The following is a 16,269-nucleotide window of genomic DNA, read 5'->3' on the forward strand; positions in this document are numbered from 1 at the left end:
AGGGCGGAGGCCCTGAGGGGGATTCCTCGCCGTGTTCCCCTTGACGTCATTGTGCCGACTCCAGAGGAAACAGCACTGCTTGAGAGAGAGGGATCGCCGTTCATACAGGAAGTCCTCAGCACGGGGAAAGTGGTCTATGAGCAAGAACCCCTGGTTTGACTATGCGCAGGAAGATTTACAGGCGGCGGAGCTACTCTACGACCGGGGAGCACATCGTCTAGCCTCCTTTCATGCTCAGCAGAGCGTGGAAAAACTCCTGAAGGGACTACTCCCGTTACCCCGCTGATTTCGGACTCCTCCCAGAAGGAGAAAAAAAGCACTGGAAATAGCTTGGAAAACCTTCTCTGCAGTGAAGGAGATTCTGAGCGGTAATCCTGATGCCTCACCTTGAAGCCTGCTCCACCCTGCGGCTTTCTTGTGGTTCTAACCCTGAGAACACCACTTTTGAATCCACCGGGCGAGGTCCTCGATGAGACCCGCGTCAACGTGCCCGGGCTTTGCGTACTCCTCAGGTACCGAGGGACCTTCTCCCGGGACAAAGAGGTGGTTGCAGGCAGGGTAGAGCTTGAAGCTCGCCCTGGGATGAGCGCGGAGCGCCTCCTTCCAGAGGAGGAAGTCTTTCTCCCGAACCTGGTAATCCCGGCCTCCCTGGACGACAAGGATGGGACAGGAGAGTTTCCGGGCGCTCTCAAGGGGCTTGAGGTCCATGAGGCTGTAGTGGTACCGGGCGTACCCGCCAAGGTAGGGAACGGGCTCGTCTTCCTTTAAGGCTCTCGTGCGAAGAAGCTCAACGATCTTTTGGATTTCCTGTAACTCCTGTACCTCTCGGGCTTCCAGTTTCCCATCGCGGCGGAAGAGGTACTCCGCCTGCTCGGGAACAAGCTCATGTAACGGTCGAGCCGGTGCCGCAAGGAGAATGACACCCCGGACCTTCCCGTCCCGGAGGGCAATCTCGGGAGCAAGCCATCCTCCTAAGCTGTGGCCGAGAAGGAAAACCCGCTCAGGGTCGATTTCAGGAATCTTCCGCAGGAATTCCAGGGCCTCTAAGGCGTCCTCGATAACCTCTTCCTCCACGGTGAAGCGGGGGAGGATTTTCCCAATCTCCTGGGCGTGGACGTAGGTTCGCTTATCGTACCGGAAAACCGCAATGCCCTTCCCCGCAAGGCCAAGGGCAAGATCCCGGAAGGGCTTGCAGGCCCCCACCGTTTCATCCCGGTCGTTGGGGCCCGAGCCGTGGACAAGAAGGACGCAGGGAAAGGGACCTTCCCCTTTGGGGAGGGTGAGAGTCCCGGGGAGCTCAAAAGGAGGGCGGCCGAAGACAACTTCGCGTTCCACGAACTCCTGGGGAGCGTACGGGGGAGGAGAGTACTCTGAAAAGGTGTAGGGGAGAAAGAAGAGGCCGGCAATTTTACCGCTTTTGTCGACTGTAACCTGGGCAAGGAGGGTGGCTCTCTCAAAGGAAGAGACGATGAAAACCAGGGTGTACGGGTCCCTCTCCTCCACCCTCTGGAGCGCAAGACCCTTGAAGCCCCCAAGGTCTCTTGTCATCCCCTCCCACATGTCCTTTAGGGCCTTGGGGGAGAGGAGGGACTGCATCGTCGCATCCTCCATCGCCCAGGCCTCCTCGTAGAGGCCTCCCTTGATTTTCTCAAGGTACGTCAGGGCAAGGGATTCAGACTTCCCAAAGGCTTTAGGAGAGAGAAAGAAAAGGAACGCAAGGGCAAGGAGGATGCCGATTTTTCCAGTCATCGTATGGCCTCCTTAAGGAATTTCCCCATTTCCTGGTCCATCTTGAGGATGTGGTTTTCCAGCCACTCCACGAGGAGACGGTTCACCTGGCGGAAGAACTTTTGGTTTTGGGCGTCAATCTCGGGAATCCCAATGGAGAACCGATCGGACCACTCAAGCACTGCTTTATTCCTCCTTTCGCAAGCTCTCGATGATGGCTCGAGCCATCTCGCACCGCTCAAAGGGCGGCATGATGTAAATCCCTGCCACCAGGGGTTTTATCCGCCGGGCCACTTCGCAGGCAATGGCGATGCCCTCCTCTTTTGGATCTTGAGCCTTTGCCATACGGGCCCGGAGGTGCTCAGGAATCACGATTCCTGGGACCTCGTGGTGGAGGAACTCGGCATGGCGGAAAGAGCGCAGAGGCAGAATGCCCCCAAGGACGGGAGGAAGAGGATCGCGGAAGCGCTCGAGGAACCGCTCAAGGGTCTCTGCCTCGTAAATCGGCTGGGTGAGGATGAAATGCGCCCCGTTGTCGATTTTCCTTTTGAGGCGCTCGATTTCCTTTTCCATATCCGGAGCGTTGAGGTTCAAGGCCACTCCAATGGTGAAGTTCGTGGCCTGCCCTAAGGGGTTCCCGGCAAAGTCAAAGCCATTATTGAGCCGGCTCAGGATGAGCACCAGCCCTTCAGAGTTCACCTCAAAGACCGGGCGGGCGAAGGGATGGTCCCCAACGGAAGGAGGGTCTCCTGTGAGGGCGAGGATGTTCTGGACCCCCAGGGCGAAGGCTCCAAGGAGCTCCGACTGGAGAGAGATGAGGTTCCGGTCGCGGCAGGTGAAGTGGACAATGGACTCCACCCCCAGCTCCTCCTTGAGGATATGGGCAAGGGCAATGGGGGAAATACGAACCCGGGCCATGGGGGAATCGGAAATGTTCACCGCATCGACCCCGGCCTCCTGCAGGAGACGGACACCCTCTTTTACTCTCTCGAGGTCTGTTCCCTTCGGGGGGTTCACCTCCACGGTGAAGACGAAGTGTCTGCCGAGTTTTTCCCGGAACGCCGAGGGCGGAAGGGACAAGAGGGTGATTCTTTCCCTCTCCTCCTCCACCACCTCGATGACTGGCTCCTCCTTGAGGTTTTCTATGGCCTGTGCCAGGGCTTGAATGTGCTCTGGAGTTGTGCCGCAGCATCCCCCAAGGATTTTTGCCCCAAGGCGCACAAAGGTCCCGGCAAAGGAGGCGAAGTACTCCGGTGAGGCCCCAAAGACCGTACGCCCCTGGACGATCTGGGGGTACCCGGCATTCGGTTGAATCGAGAAGGGACCGGAAAGGTAGCGGGAGAACTCCTCAAGGAACCGCACCGCCTCATGAGGACCGCTCCCACAGTTGATACCCACAATAGAGGCACCGGCGGTCTTCAAAAAGGCAAGGACTTTAGCCATGGACTCGCCGTACCGGGTGATCCCTCCCGAAAGAAAGGAAAACTGGACGATGCAGGGAATGCTCGCATCAAGGGACCGCAAAACCTCAAGGGCGATTTCCACTTCCTGGGTTGATGCCATGGTCTCAAAGAGAACGGCATCGACTCCGGCCTCAAGGAGGGCTCCAATCTGCTCACTGTACACTTCCCTTGCTTTCTCCTCCTCGATGCCAAAGCCCCTGCCAACAGGCTTCCCAAGGGGTCCCACGCTTCCCAAAACGTACGCCCTGCCCTCAGCAGCGTCCCTTGCAAGGCGAACGCCTTGTTTCACAATATCCGCAACCTCCGCCTCAAGCCCAAAGGGGGAGAGTTTCAGGGCGTTGGCTCCGAAGGTGTTCGTCTCCAAAAGCTTTGCCCCCGCAAGGAGGTACTCCCGGTGGATGGCCGAAACAATTTCCGGGGCTGTGAGGTTGGCAAGCTCCAGGGGGGCATCCTTGGGGTACCCACGGCGGAGGAGCTCCGTTCCCATCGCACCGTCGCAGAGGCAAACCCTTGTGGCCTTGAGGAACTCAAGGAAGGGCTGCAAGTCCCCTCAACCTCCTGCGTTTTCCCCAATTATACCCTACACCTTCCCCTGGGCACAGGAGGCGACAATGCATTCTGCAACAACCTGCCGCACCGCATGCCCAACTTCAGGGAGCATCCGGTGCAGGGCAACATCATCCGGGCGGCGCCCGAGAATCTCCCGGAAGGCCTCAAGATACGCAGCCCGCAAAGCAGTGCTGTAGTTGATTTTCCGGACACCCCGGGCAACAGCGCCCTGGAGCTCTTCCTGCGGTGTCCCGCTTCCCCCATGGAGGACAAGGGGCAGTCCGGTTCTTCCCCGGATTTCCTCAAGGAGCCCGAGCTCAAGCTTCGGAGTCCCGGTGTAGAATCCATGGCGGGTTCCGACAGCCACGGCAAGGAGGTCCACCGGTGCCTCCCGCACAAAGGCTTCCGCTTCCTCCGGGGAGGTGAAGAGCTCTTCCTCCCCGTCCACGTCGCCCTCAAGTCCCCCGACTTTCCCGAGCTCCCCTTCAACGAGAACCCCAACCGGGCGGGCGATGCCAAGGATTTTCCTTGTAACCGCTACGTTCTCCGAGAAAGGAAGGCGCGATCCGTCAATCATCACCGAGGAGAAACCGTGCCGTACGGCAAGGAGGACCTCCTCTTCCGTGTGGGCATGGTCAAGATGAAGAGAAAAGGGGATGGAGAAGTGCTCCGAAAGGGAAAGGAGAATCCCTCGGAAGGCGCGGATATCCAAAGCCCGGTACTCCACCGGTGCCACCTGGATGATGACGGGAGCCCGGAGTTTCTCCGCCTCCTCGAGAATCCAGAGGATGAACTCGAAAACCGGGATGTTGAAGGCCGGAAGGGCAAACTCCCGCTCCTCCGCTAAACGAAGAAGAAGCGAGGTCGGGACAAGGGGCACAATGAATCCTCCCTTCTCTAAGGTTCGTTCCCAAGTCTCTTTGTACAGAATAGGTGGGACTCAGAGCGCACAATCCTTTACCCTTTAAGTCCACTCATAGAAATACCCTCAACAAACCTTCTCTGAAGAATTAAGAAGGCAACAACGGTGGGTAAGCAGGCAATAACAGAGGTAGCCATAACCAAACCATATTCTCTGGCCTCTGCGCCCTCATGGAAGCCAGACATAACACTACCCATTCCTACAGGAAAGGTAATTGACGCATTGCTCTGAGCCACAATGAGGGGCCAAAAGAAGCTATTCCAGGTATTGGCAAAGGTCAAAATAAGGAGCACAGCAACAGCTGGCTTAGCAAGAGGGACTACAATACGCCAAAGAATAGTCCACTCGTTAGCACCGTCCATTTTCGCCGCCTCGCTGAGCTCCTTAGGAATGCTTCTGAAAAATTGGGTGAGCAGGAAAACGCCAATAGCCTCCGCCGCCTGAGGAAGTACAATGCCAGTCTTCGTATCAATCAGCCCCATAGCTCTGATAACCCTGTACAGTGGGACGGCGGACGAATAGATTGGCACCATAATAGTAAATAGGACGAGCGCGTACAAGAGCTCTCTCCCCCTGAATCTCAATCGAGCAAAGGCATAAGCTGCCAGGATGTCACAGAAGCACGTTAGAACAAGGGTAAGCGTTACTAAAGGTAACAAGGCAAAAGCCCTAACATAGTTATCCATAGTAGGGGTCTTGGGAATCCAGCGTACTTTCGGCTCAAAGACCTCTGCTTTGGGCTTCAAAGAGGTGGAAACCATCCAAAGAGTAGGAGCCAAAAACAAAACTGTTACAAGCACCAAGAGGAAAGCAAAAAGTGAAGTTACAAACAATCTTCGTCGTCTTTGTTTTCCCTTTACTCGCCTTTTCACCCCTTGAGTACCCCTTTTAGTCAACCGTCTGCCTCAAGAATTTTAGCACTCCAAGCGACATAACCAGAATGACTGCAAAGAGAACAGCGCTAATAGTAGCAGAGTAACCAAGCTTAAAGAGTCTAAACCCGACAACATAGAGGTACTGAACAACGGTTAGCGTTGCATAGCGAGGCCCTCCACCAGTCATGGTGTAGACTTGGCCAAAGACTTGGAGGGAATAGATAATCGTCGTCAGTACCACAAAGAAGGTAGTAGGTCGCAGGCAGGGCAAAATAACACTAATGAGCCTCCTCAAGGGAGATGCACCATCTATCTGCGAGGCTTCGATGAGTTCTCTTGGAACATCTTGTAAACCAGCTAAAAATATTACCGTGTTGTAACCAATGGTCCACCACACTGAGGCAATAAAAATGCCAATCATCGCAGTTGAGGGGCTCGTGAGCCAAGGTATCGGCTTGATACCAAAAAATCCCAAATAGTAGTTGAGGATCCCATATCTGCTCTCCAAAATCCACCGCCAAAGAACCCCTACCACGGTAACCATAATTACGTAAGGCATAAAAACGGCAGTTCTCGCTACTGTCCGGCCCTTGATGTGCTGGTTCAAAAGAAGGGCCAGAAAGAGACCACCTACAACGTTCACTGGACCAACAAGACTGAGATAGTAGAGAGTGTTCTTCAAGGCTACCCAAAAGAGTCGGTCCTTCAGCAGAGTTACGTAGTTCTTGAACCCTATAAAACTTCCCTTTCCCACAATATCGAGGTCGTAGCCACTTACCACAAAATTAGCAATGATGGGACCGAGCTTGAAAACAGAGAAAAGGAAGAAATATGGAAGGAGAAACCACAAAGGAGATTCCATAACATTGAGATTAATCCTCTTTTTCATCACCGATCAAAAAATTTGCTGCCTGAGGAGGGGCTGGATCCCTCCTCAGGCAATTCCTCCTCACTCCATGAAGAGTGCGTTGACTTCTTCTGCAGCTTGATCTAAAGCCTCCTTGGCACTCTTTTCGCCTAAAAGAACCGAAAAGATAGCGTTAAGAACCGGGGACATCTGATTATCAGAACCAAAGCTGGCATTTTGGACTATCAATGGTTCGAAGTGGATGTAATCGGCTTGGTCAATAAAAACCTTGAAATGCTTGTAATCCGGTAAGCTCTTGTAAGCTTCGCTCTGGATAACTCGGAGCGAAGCAGGAATTTGGCCAGCATTGCCCCATTCCACGCTGTGGTTTACAACATAGCTCAGGAGCTTAACAGCTGCGGCTATTCTCTGCTGATTGGCTTGTTTTGGTAAAGTAAGAGTATGAGAACCTGCCCAAACAGCAGGTTTATCAAAAACCTTTGGGAAGGGAGCCAAAAGAACCTCCAGATTTTCTTGTTCCCGAACACCTGGAATCCACCAGGGTCCTTCAATAACCATCGCTACACGTCCGGTAAGGAAATCCTTGTCAATATCACTCTCATGGAGTGGGGCAACTTTGTAGGTGTAAAGGAGGTCGTAGATGAACTGCAAAGCTGCAACGCCCTGTTCACTGTTAAAGGCGGCGCGATTCTGCTCCTCGTTTAGAAACTGCCCACCCTCTTGTTGAAACAACCAACCATACCAGTATCGCATGGTATGTGGATGGTTGATACCGATAGCAAGCGCATATTGCTGCTTCTCTGGCTGAGTCAGTTTCTGCAAGACATCAAGAAAGGTTTCTCTGCTATCGAAGGCAACACCCGGATCAACACCAACTGATCGGAACATCGCAACGTTTTTGTAGACCGCCAGGGGATGATAGTCCAATGGAATACCGTACTGCTTATTCTCGTAGAATTGGCCCTGCCACACCATTGGCGGGAAATCTTCTGCTAGAAGGTTATTCTGTTTGGCTATCTCCTCAACCCTCATGAGCATTCCCCGGGAAGCAAACTGAGCAATATCAGATACATGCATTGCCAAAAGATCTGGACCGGCAGGAGTACCAAAGGTGGTACTGAACTTTGTGAAAACTTCAGTCCACGGAGCGGTAAAGAACTCCACCTTGACATCAGGGTTTTCTTCCATGAAATTGCTCACAATTTTTTCCATACCAAACTTGTCCGGCCCCGTCCATCCCCCCCAGAAGCGAATGGTTATTTGATCAGCAGCTGAGGCTACACCAAGCAAAAGAAGAAAGACCACCAAACCACTACCGATCAACCTTCCAATGCCCGTTTTCATACTCCTAAATCCCTCCTTTCTTTATTCTCGCGCCTTTTCAGGCCTATTCCCAAACTTGTTTCTCTACTACAGCCGGAATGCTTCTTCCATCCCTCACTCTCTAACCCCAAGAAGCGCTCTTGCCACTTCGCTATCAGTTACCAACACATTGATATATCCCCCTTGCAGAACCGCCTTAAGAACTTCCACCTTCTCCATAGAACCGGCAATACCAAGAACATGGGGGATTTTCTTGAGCTTCTCTAAGGGAATGCTTATTACCCGGTGGTCAAACACTTCGTCGACCAGAGACCCATCCCGTCTCAGGAAATGGTAGAGGATGTCACCCACCACGTCGTCCCTCTGGAGCACCGCCGCCGAGGCGGGATCGCTCAGGAAAAACCTGGGAACGATGGATCCGGGTTTTCGGGGATCCCCCATGCCCACAATGGCCACCTGAACCTCATCCCACAGCTCAACCACCCGGCGGACGCTCTGGTCGGAAAAGAGCGCCCGGGCAATATCTTCGCTGTCCACAAGGGCCGGGGCGTAGAGAGGAACGAAGAAACCTCCAATTCTTTTGGCCAGCTGGTACCCGAGCTCATTCACCTGGAAATCCACTTCAACCTGGCCCACCGCCCCGATGAGGGGCACGATGGTGATGGCGACATTCCGCTTGAAGGCATTGAGGGCTTCATATGTCGTTCGCCCCCAGCCGATGCCAAGGACATCACCATCCCGAAGGACGGACTCAAGGTACCGGGCTGCGGCTCTGCCGATGCTCCGGCGGATGAGGTACTGGGACTCAGTCGGCGTGGGAACGACAATGGCTTTCTCAAGGCCAAAGCGCTTGGTAAGCTCCTCTTCAAGGTCGGCGAAGGAAACAGAAGGACTCAAAAGGCGTATCTCCACAATGCCTTCCTTTCGGGCCGCCTCAAGGAGGCGCTGAACCCGGGAGCGGGAGAAACCGAGGTGCTCCGCAATTTCCTCCTGGGTGAGGCCATCCTCGTAGTACAGGCGGGCAACCTCGTAAAGGAGAAGGAGTTCGTCATTCCCCTCCAGAGTACTCCCTCCTTGAGCATTTGTCCTGAGCAATTGCTCAAAACGATTGTAGGAGAAAATTTTCCCAACGTCAAGGGGGGTGCTTAGGAAATCCGGATACCTCGCCGAGCCGCACGAGTCCACAAAAAAGAGAGCATCTTTCACAAAATCGTCACATTTCCCCCAAAGAATCGCCACAATCCTGCTGTACAGTAGAGGTACAAAAAGAAAAAGGGAGGTTGAGACCATGAAGTCCAAGGTACTCCTTGTCACCCTCGTTGCGGTTTTGGGCCTTTTTGTAACTGCCTCTGCCTTCGCCGGACCACGCTTTGGGAGAGGCTCATGGTGTGAACCGGGGTTTTTCGGAGGCTTCCGAGGCACGCCCTCCCCGGGATTCTGGGGTGTGAATCTCTCCGAAGAGCAGAGAGCGAAAATCCTTGAAATCGAAAAGAACTTTGCCACCCAGGCTGCAAATCTCCGGGCGCAACTCGAGACAAAGATGCTCGAACTCCGGGAGCTCCAGCTCAAGGAAGCCACAGAAGAGAACGCCCAGAGCATCCGGGCAAAAATCGGAGAAATCCTTGCCCTCAGGCAGGAACTTTCTGCCCTCAGAAAGGATATGGTACAGCAAATACTCAACGTACTCACTCCAGAGCAGCTCAAGAGCTTCCCGCCCATTGGACGGGGCATGAGATGGGGTATGGGAAGAGGATGCTTCTAGCAAGTACTCCCTCCTTGGAACTCCACCCCAGGGCCCCCCTCCTTCCCCCCTTGCCCTGGGGTGGAGTTTTTCCTACAATGAAGTGCAATGGGTCGCATCCTCGTTGTCGACGATGAGCAAGCGGTAGGAGAAATCCTCCGCCTCTACTTGGAGCGGGAAGGATTCGAAGTCACCGTGGTGTACGACGGAGAAGCAGCCCTTGAGGCCGTACGGCGCCACCCTTTTGATCTCGTTCTCCTTGATCTCATGCTCCCCAAAAAGGACGGCTGGACAGTGTGTCGGGAAATCCGGAGCTTCTCCTCCGTTCCTATCATCATGCTCACCGCCCGGGGTGAGGAAGTCGACCGGGTTCTGGGGCTTGAGCTTGGTGCCGATGACTACGTTCCGAAACCCTTCAGCCCCCGGGAAGTCGTGGCCAGAGTCAAGGCAGTGCTCCGCCGAAGCAAAGCCCAGGAGAGCCAGAAGCACCGGGTGATTGAGGTAGGGCCCCTCCACATCGACTACGAGGCGCGGAAAGTCCTCGTCCACGGGGCCTTGGTGAACCTCACCCCGAAGGAGTTCGAGCTTTTGTACTTCCTTGCCCTCCATCCGGAACGGGTCTTCACCCGGGAGAAGCTCCTTGAGGAAATCTGGGGGTACGATTTCCCCGGAGATACCCGCACAGTCGATACCCACATCAAGCGAATCCGGGAAAAGCTCGAGGAAGCGGGAGCCCCACCGCTCATAAAGACGGTGTGGGGGCTGGGGTACAAATTCGAGCCTGGTGCGTCATGAGAAGGACCCTTTTTGGAAAGTTCTTCCTCGCGTTCCTCCTCATCCTCGCCGTAACCTATGCGGTGCTCCTTGTGAGCATGTCCCAGCTCTTCAGTGAGTTCTACCTCTCCCTGAAGGAGCGGGAGCTCAAAAGGAGAGGGGAAGCCATTGCGAGTCTTCTTGTGTCCTCTTCTTCCGGAATTCCGGAAACCGTGCAGCGGCTCAGCGAAGGCATCCAGGTCCTCCTTGTGCCTTTGCCTCAGCTTTTCGCACCAGAGAGAATGATGATGCGCCGCGGAGTCCTCTTCCGGCGGGTGTTCCCCTTCCAGGAACTCAAAGAGCGTCTCCTCCGAGGGGAGACGGTGGCCTTCCAGGGAGTGCTGCCGCTTCTGCGGCAGGAGATGCTCGTTGTGGCCATGCCCTTCCCTCCCCAGGCATCGCCTGAAGCAGTCCTTTTCCTCTCCACGCCCTTAGCCGATATCAGGACCACGGTGAAAACCGTGCAGTACCTCCTTTTTGCCTCTGGCCTTGTGGCCCTTCCCTTTGCCGTCTTTTTGGCCTTTCTCTTTTCCCGGTCCCTTGCTGCCCCACTGCGGCGGATGCGCACCATCACCCGCGCTATAGTCCTTGGGGACTACACGCAACGCATGGATATCCCCAAAGAGGAGGAGCTCGGCGGTCTTGCCCAGGACTTCAACACCCTCTCCCAGGAACTCCAGCAAACCATCGGAGCGCTGAAAAAAGAAAAGCAGGAAATCGAGAACATCCTCCTTGCCCTTGGGGAAGGAGTCATAGCCCTGAACCTTGAGGGTCGGGTGGTCTCTGCGAATCCCGCTGCTTTGGAGCTCTTTGGAACCCCCCTTGAGGGGAAGGCAATCGACACGCTCCTTCCCGAAAACGCCGCAGGACTCTTTACAAGGACCCTGAGGGAAGGGGTTCCCGCGGAAGGAGAGTGCGTGTTCCGGGGGAAAAACCTCATCATCCGGGTTGCTCCCCTCAAGGAAGGAGAGAGGGTTTACGGGGCGGTGGGGGTGATTCAGGACATCACGGACTTACGGAGGGCTGAGGAGCTCCGCCGCCAGTTCATCGCCGACGTCTCCCACGAGCTCCGCACGCCCCTCACGGCCATTCAGGGGTTTTTGGAGGCGGCGCTTGATGGCGTCATTCCCTGGGAAGAGTTCAGAACAAAGTACCTGCCCCTCATTCATGAGGAAACCATGCGCCTTTCCCGGCTCATCCGGGACCTTCTTGATCTCTCCCTCATGGAATCCGGAAAGGTGAAGCTCAATATGGAACCTCTGGACATTGCGGCTCTTGCCGAGGAAGTCATTCTCAAGCTCACACCGCTTTTCCAGGAGAAACGCATCACCATCGAAAACAGGCTCTCTTCGCCTCTTCTTGTCCTCGGGGATCGGGACCGCTTAGCCCAGGTCCTCACGAACCTCCTCCACAACGCCATTCTCTTCTCCAGAGAAGGAAGCACCATCACCATCGAGGGGGAAGAGGGTAAAGAGACAACCACCGTATTCATTCTCGATGAGGGCCCGGGTATTCCCGAAGAAGACATCCCCTTCATTTTCGAGCGCTTCTATCGGGTCGATAAGTCCCGCTCCCGGAAGGGAGGGGGCATGGGGCTGGGCTTGGCCATCGTGCGGGAAATCGTGGAACGCCACGGGGGAAAGGTGGGAGTTGCAAACCGGCCCCAGGGAGGGAGCCGGTTCTTCTTCACCCTCCCGAACGGGCTTGCCGGAGGACCCGGGCAAGAGAAAGAGCAATCGCACCCCCCAAAAGAGCTGTAATAAGTTGAGGGGTCTGCATCACGCGGGCAACCTGAGGCGGAAGGCTTGCCAGGGACCGAACCGCCTGGGAGAGAATGAGGTACTTCACGCAAGCCCCAAGGATAACGCCTGCGATGTCAAAGGCCAGCGTACCCTTTCGTCGGAAAAGGCCAAAGACCAAAACGAAAGCCCCGTTCCCGAGCATAATGAAGGGTACCAAAGGACCAAGGGGTGGAGGAAGAATCCCCCGCACAAGGGCCACCCAGGGGGTGAAAAGGCCGATGCAAACGCCACTCCCCACACCCACGAAAATCGTAGCAAGAAGGAGCATGGCGTTCACAAGGGGCCCGGTAACCATCTGAGGGAGCCCGAGCATCTGCACGACAAGAGTAAGGGCAAAGAGGACTGCCGTTTGCGTCACAAAGCGGATGCTTCTACCCATGTTCCCACCTCACGAGACCACAAGGTAGTGGCACTTCCCATCGAAGGCAATCTCCCCAAAGGTGTAGGGAATGGGGTTCTGGTAGAGGGGACCGGAAACGACAAGGGTGTGGAATTCTCCCCTCTCCCCGCAGGGGTCTATCCCAAGTTTTGCGAATTCCTCAAGAAGCACCCTGTCGAATCTCCGCCCGAGAAATTCAGGTGGCAGCACCCCATCCCGCACCACCGTGACGTAGGCCTCAAAGCCCACCTGCACCACTTCCAGGGCCACTTCGTGGTGGTCCTTTCCCCAGAGGGGCAGAAAGGGCGTGATGCCAACTTGAGCGCAGACCCGCTCAACCCACTCCCGGTGCTCGGGAAGGTCAATATCTCCGAAAACCCCAAAGGTGACGCCTTTCTCCCTGAAATCCTCAAGGCAGGCGATGAAATTGTCCTCGTACTCTTCCCAGGAGGTGGGGCAAACCACAATGGGAATCCTCAAAGCCTCACTCTGGCGCCTGAGGATTTCTACCGGAATACGGTGTGAGGCGGAGTACGATCCGTCCTCCCGGACCATGGAGAGCAAGGCCACAACGTCAAAGCCTGCTGCCTTTGCCTTCCAGAGACTGAGATGGGAATCCTTTCCTCCGCTGAAGGAAACAAAGGCTTTCGGCGGCATAGCTTTTCCTCCTGTTGCAAAATGGCGCGCTTTGTGCTATATTCTCCCACAACATCGAAAAATTGCAAAGCGACGAAGGGGAACAGTAGGTGCCTGCGGCGGTCCAGAGAGCCTGCGGGGCGGTGGAAGCAGGCCCAAAGCAGCACCGAAGCTCGCCTCTTGAGTGGCTGGCTGAACTGAGTAAGCGGCCCGGCAGCCTCCCGTTACGAGGACATAAGTGGCCTGCCTCAGTGCAGGCAAAAAGGGTGGTACCGCGGGGATAACCCTCGTCCCTTCTGGGACGAGGGTTTTTTGTTCTCAGGGAGAAAGGAGGAATACCATGCGGAGCAAGAGAGTCACCGAAGGCATCGATCGCTGCCCGCACCGGTCGCTTTTTTTCGCCACCGGCATCACCCGGGAGGGATTGCAGAGACCCCTCATCGGGATTGCCAGTGCTTTTTCGGATCTCGTTCCCGGACACATCCACATGCGGGAGCTTGAGCGCTTCATCGAGCGAGGCATTGAGGCGGGCGGAGGAACACCTTTTGTCTTCGGGGTCCCGGCCATCTGCGATGGGATTGCCATGGGGCATGAGGGCATGCGCTTTTCTCTCCCCAGCCGGGACATCATCGCCGACGCCGTTGAATCGGTCGTGGAAGCCCACGCCCTGGACGGAGTGGTCTTCCTCACGAACTGCGACAAAATCACCCCGGGGATGCTCCTTGCGGCAGCGCGTCTTGACATCCCCTCGATTTTCGTCACCGCCGGCCCGATGCCCTCCGGACGCCACAGGGGGAGGCGCTTAGCCTTCGTGCGGGACACCTTTGAAGCCGTCGGTCGGTACCGGAAGGGAGATATCGACGAAGAGGAGCTTGCCGCCCTGGAAGAGGAAGCCTGCCCTGGGGGTGGGTCCTGCCAGGGATTGTACACGGCAAATACCATGGCGTGCCTCGTCGAGGCCATGGGGATGAGCCTTCCCGGGTGCGGGACGGCCCTTGCGGTTTCGGCGAAAAAACGCCGCATCGCCTACGAGAGCGGGAGGCGGATTGTGGAGCTTGTGCGGATGGGTCAGAACGCAAGGAAAATCCTCACCGCCACTGCCCTTCGAAACGCCATTGTTGTGGACCTTGCTCTGGGGGGATCGACGAATACGGTGCTCCACCTTCTTGCCCTCGCCCAGGAACTCGGGGAAAATTCTATCACCCTTCGAACCTTTGATGAGCTCTCCCGGAAGGTTCCGCACCTTGTGCTCCTTGAGCCTGCGGGGGATCTTTTCATGGAGGATTTTGCCTTTGCCGGAGGAGTTCCGGCCCTCCTTGCCACCCTTGGGGAACTCCTCGAGGACGCCCCGACGGTCTCAGGGAAGACCATCCGGGAAATCCAGAAATCCGTCTCCTACGTCGACCGCTCAGTCATCCGGCCTCTGGATAACCCTTATAACCGTGAGGGAGGCATCGCCGTTCTTTTTGGGTCCCTTGCCCCAGAAGGTGCGGTGGTCAAGCAATCGGCGGTGGACGAGAGCGTGCGGGTGTTCCGGGGGAAGGCCCTCTGCTGCGAGAGCGAAGAGGAAGCCATGGAAATCATAACCTCGGGAAAAGTCACCAGGGGTTCAGTCATCGTCATCCGCTACGAAGGTCCCCGCGGAGGACCGGGTATGCGGGAGATGCTTGCCCCCACCTCAAGCATCGTGGGCATGGGGCTTGCCAAAGACGTGGCTCTCGTGACGGATGGGCGCTTCTCTGGAGGAACGCGGGGTCCCTGTGTGGGCCATGTGGCTCCTGAGGCAGCAGTGGGAGGACCGATTGCCCTTGTCCGGGATGGGGATGAGATTCTCATCGACATCCCCAATCGGAAACTTGAGCTTCTTGTGGACCCGGAGGAGCTCTCCCGACGTCGGGAAGCGTTCACCCCTCCCCCACCAAGGTACGAGAAAGGTATACTCTCTCGGTTTGCGAAACTCGCTCGTTCGGCTTCCCTTGGAGCGAGTATGGCCTAAAGGAGGTGAGAACTCTTGCGGATGAAAGGCGCACAGGTCCTCGTGGAGCTCCTCAAGAAAGAGGGCGTGGAGGTCATATTCGGGTATCCGGGTGGGGCAGTCCTTGACATTTACGATGCCCTCTTCGATACCCCGGAAATCCGCCACGTCCTTGTGCGACACGAACAGGGAGCCGCTCACGCTGCCGACGGCTACGCCCGTACCACCGGAAAAGTCGGCGTGTGCATCGCCACTTCCGGTCCCGGGGCGACGAATCTTGTGACTGGCCTTGCCACCGCGTACATGGACTCCATCCCCATTGTGGCCCTCACCGGGCAGGTCTTCACCCACCTCATTGGAAAGGACTCTTTCCAGGAAGCGGACACCACCGGCATCACCATGCCCATCACGAAGCACAATTTCCTCGTAACCAAAGCCGAAGACCTCCCCTACGTCATCCGGGAAGCCTTCTACATTGCTGCAACGGGGCGTCCCGGTCCGGTTCTTGTGGACCTTCCCCGGGACGTTCAGCAGAAAATGATTGAGCTCGTATACCCGGAGAAAATCAAAATCCCCGGGTACCGGCCAACGTACAAGGGCCATGCCAAGCAAATCAAACTCGCCGCCGAGGCCATTCAGGAGGCCAAGCGGCCACTCCTTTACGTCGGCGGGGGTGTCATTGCCTCCGGAGCATCAGAGGTCCTCTTTGAGCTTGCTACCAAAGCCGATATCCCCGTCGTTCACACCCTCATGGGGAAGGGGGCTTTCCCTGAGAGCCATCCTCTGTCCCTGGGGATGCTCGGCATGCACGGAACGTACTGGGCGAACAAAGCCGTCATGCGCTGCGATCTCCTCATCGCCGTTGGCGCCCGCTTTGATGATCGGGTAACGGGGAAACTCGATACCTTCGCACCTCACGCCAAAATTATCCACATCGACATCGATCCCGCAGAAATTGGGAAAAACGTCAAGCCCCATATCCCCATCGTTGGGGACGCCCGAATGGTCCTCGGAGAGATCGTCAAGCGCATTGAGCCTGCGACGCATCCTGAGTGGCATGAGGAAATCGACGCCTGGAAGAGAGAGTACACCCCGAAGTACCGGGAAAGTGACAGGCTCCTTCCCCACCACGTGATTGAGCGAATTTATGAGAAGACGAAGCACCTTGACACCATTGTCGTGACTGACGTGGGGC

Annotated in this window: 16 protein-coding genes, 1 pseudogene and 1 other annotated feature; of the genes and pseudogenes, 7 read left to right on the top strand and 10 right to left on the bottom strand. The window is 56.1% G+C overall.

The features are described 5' to 3' along the window. Together H5U36_03975 and H5U36_03980 are read left to right on the top strand one after the other, a co-directional pair. On the top strand, positions 1-159 hold a 159-nt coding region (locus tag H5U36_03975; GenBank protein ID MBC7217321.1), incomplete at its 5' end, for a nucleotidyltransferase domain-containing protein. Continuing rightward, a pseudogene (locus H5U36_03980) lies at positions 137-271 on the top strand (HEPN domain-containing protein). The gene H5U36_03975 and the pseudogene H5U36_03980, both read left to right, overlap by 23 nt. A gap of 152 nt (positions 272-423) precedes the next feature. Here the strand turns inward: H5U36_03980 and H5U36_03985 are convergent. The 8 genes from H5U36_03985 to H5U36_04020 all read right to left on the bottom strand — a co-directional run bounded on the left by H5U36_03985 (position 424) and on the right by H5U36_04020 (position 8,823). Then, positions 424-1,749 (bottom strand): alpha/beta fold hydrolase, encoded by a 1,326-nt coding sequence (locus H5U36_03985; GenBank protein MBC7217322.1) that lies wholly within the window; start codon positions 1,747-1,749, stop codon positions 424-426. Continuing rightward, positions 1,746-1,910: a hypothetical protein gene (locus H5U36_03990; GenBank protein ID MBC7217323.1), complete on the bottom strand. Its 165-nt coding sequence runs from the start codon at positions 1,908-1,910 to the stop codon at positions 1,746-1,748. Before H5U36_03990 ends, H5U36_03985 begins: the two co-directional genes overlap by 4 nt. Positions 1,911-1,914: 4 nt before the next feature. Then, on the bottom strand, positions 1,915-3,735 hold the full coding sequence (locus H5U36_03995; protein MBC7217324.1) for a bifunctional homocysteine S-methyltransferase/methylenetetrahydrofolate reductase: 1,821 nt from the start codon (positions 3,733-3,735) through the stop codon (positions 1,915-1,917). 36 nt (positions 3,736-3,771) lie between these two features. Further along, positions 3,772-4,620 (bottom strand): class II fructose-bisphosphate aldolase, encoded by an 849-nt coding sequence (locus tag H5U36_04000; protein ID MBC7217325.1) that lies wholly within the window; start codon positions 4,618-4,620, stop codon positions 3,772-3,774. A 77-nt stretch (positions 4,621-4,697) separates the two neighbouring features. After that, positions 4,698-5,534: a carbohydrate ABC transporter permease gene (locus tag H5U36_04005; protein MBC7217326.1), complete on the bottom strand. Its 837-nt coding sequence runs from the start codon at positions 5,532-5,534 to the stop codon at positions 4,698-4,700. A 16-nt stretch (positions 5,535-5,550) separates the two neighbouring features. After that, positions 5,551-6,426 carry a sugar ABC transporter permease gene (locus H5U36_04010; protein MBC7217327.1) on the bottom strand — a complete coding sequence of 292 codons (876 nt, stop codon included), beginning with the start codon at positions 6,424-6,426 and terminating at the stop codon, positions 5,551-5,553. A gap of 60 nt (positions 6,427-6,486) precedes the next feature. Beyond that, positions 6,487-7,749, bottom strand: coding sequence for an ABC transporter substrate-binding protein (locus H5U36_04015; GenBank protein MBC7217328.1), 1,263 nt, complete (start codon positions 7,747-7,749; stop codon positions 6,487-6,489). Positions 7,750-7,842: 93 nt separating this feature from the next. Next, positions 7,843-8,823, bottom strand: coding sequence for a sugar-binding transcriptional regulator (locus H5U36_04020; protein MBC7217329.1), 981 nt, complete (start codon positions 8,821-8,823; stop codon positions 7,843-7,845). A 193-nt stretch (positions 8,824-9,016) separates the two neighbouring features. Between H5U36_04020 and H5U36_04025 the strand changes: the two genes are divergently transcribed. From H5U36_04025 to H5U36_04035, 3 genes are all read left to right on the top strand, one after another. Further along, positions 9,017-9,490 (top strand): Spy/CpxP family protein refolding chaperone, encoded by a 474-nt coding sequence (locus H5U36_04025; GenBank protein ID MBC7217330.1) that lies wholly within the window; start codon positions 9,017-9,019, stop codon positions 9,488-9,490. Positions 9,491-9,577: 87 nt separating this feature from the next. Beyond that, positions 9,578-10,264, top strand: a complete 687-nt coding sequence (locus H5U36_04030) for a response regulator transcription factor (protein ID MBC7217331.1) — start codon at positions 9,578-9,580, stop codon at positions 10,262-10,264. Next, positions 10,261-12,042 (top strand): PAS domain-containing protein, encoded by a 1,782-nt coding sequence (locus H5U36_04035; GenBank protein MBC7217332.1) that lies wholly within the window; start codon positions 10,261-10,263, stop codon positions 12,040-12,042. The genes H5U36_04030 and H5U36_04035 overlap by 4 nt, the downstream gene beginning before the upstream one ends. Here the strand turns inward: H5U36_04035 and H5U36_04040 are convergent. Continuing rightward, positions 11,969-12,463 carry an ECF transporter S component gene (locus H5U36_04040; protein ID MBC7217333.1) on the bottom strand — a complete coding sequence of 165 codons (495 nt, stop codon included), beginning with the start codon at positions 12,461-12,463 and terminating at the stop codon, positions 11,969-11,971. The two genes, H5U36_04035 and H5U36_04040, sit on opposite strands and share 74 nt — an antisense overlap. A gap of 9 nt (positions 12,464-12,472) precedes the next feature. Then, on the bottom strand, positions 12,473-13,120 hold the full coding sequence (locus tag H5U36_04045; GenBank protein MBC7217334.1) for a diphthine--ammonia ligase: 648 nt from the start codon (positions 13,118-13,120) through the stop codon (positions 12,473-12,475). A gap of 63 nt (positions 13,121-13,183) precedes the next feature. Beyond that, positions 13,184-13,397 (top strand) — a binding site (T-box leader). 42 nt (positions 13,398-13,439) lie between these two features. Here H5U36_04045 and ilvD point away from each other — a divergent pair. After that, positions 13,440-15,095, top strand: coding sequence for a dihydroxy-acid dehydratase (gene ilvD / locus H5U36_04050; GenBank protein MBC7217335.1), 1,656 nt, complete (start codon positions 13,440-13,442; stop codon positions 15,093-15,095). 15 nt (positions 15,096-15,110) lie between these two features. Continuing rightward, a partial coding sequence (gene ilvB / locus H5U36_04055; protein MBC7217336.1) for a biosynthetic-type acetolactate synthase large subunit occupies positions 15,111-16,269 on the top strand: 1,159 nt, incomplete at its 3' end.

The organism is Candidatus Caldatribacterium sp. (genome assembly GCA_014359405.1).
Classification (GTDB): Bacteria; Atribacterota; Atribacteria; order Atribacterales; family Caldatribacteriaceae; genus Caldatribacterium; species Caldatribacterium oleiphilum.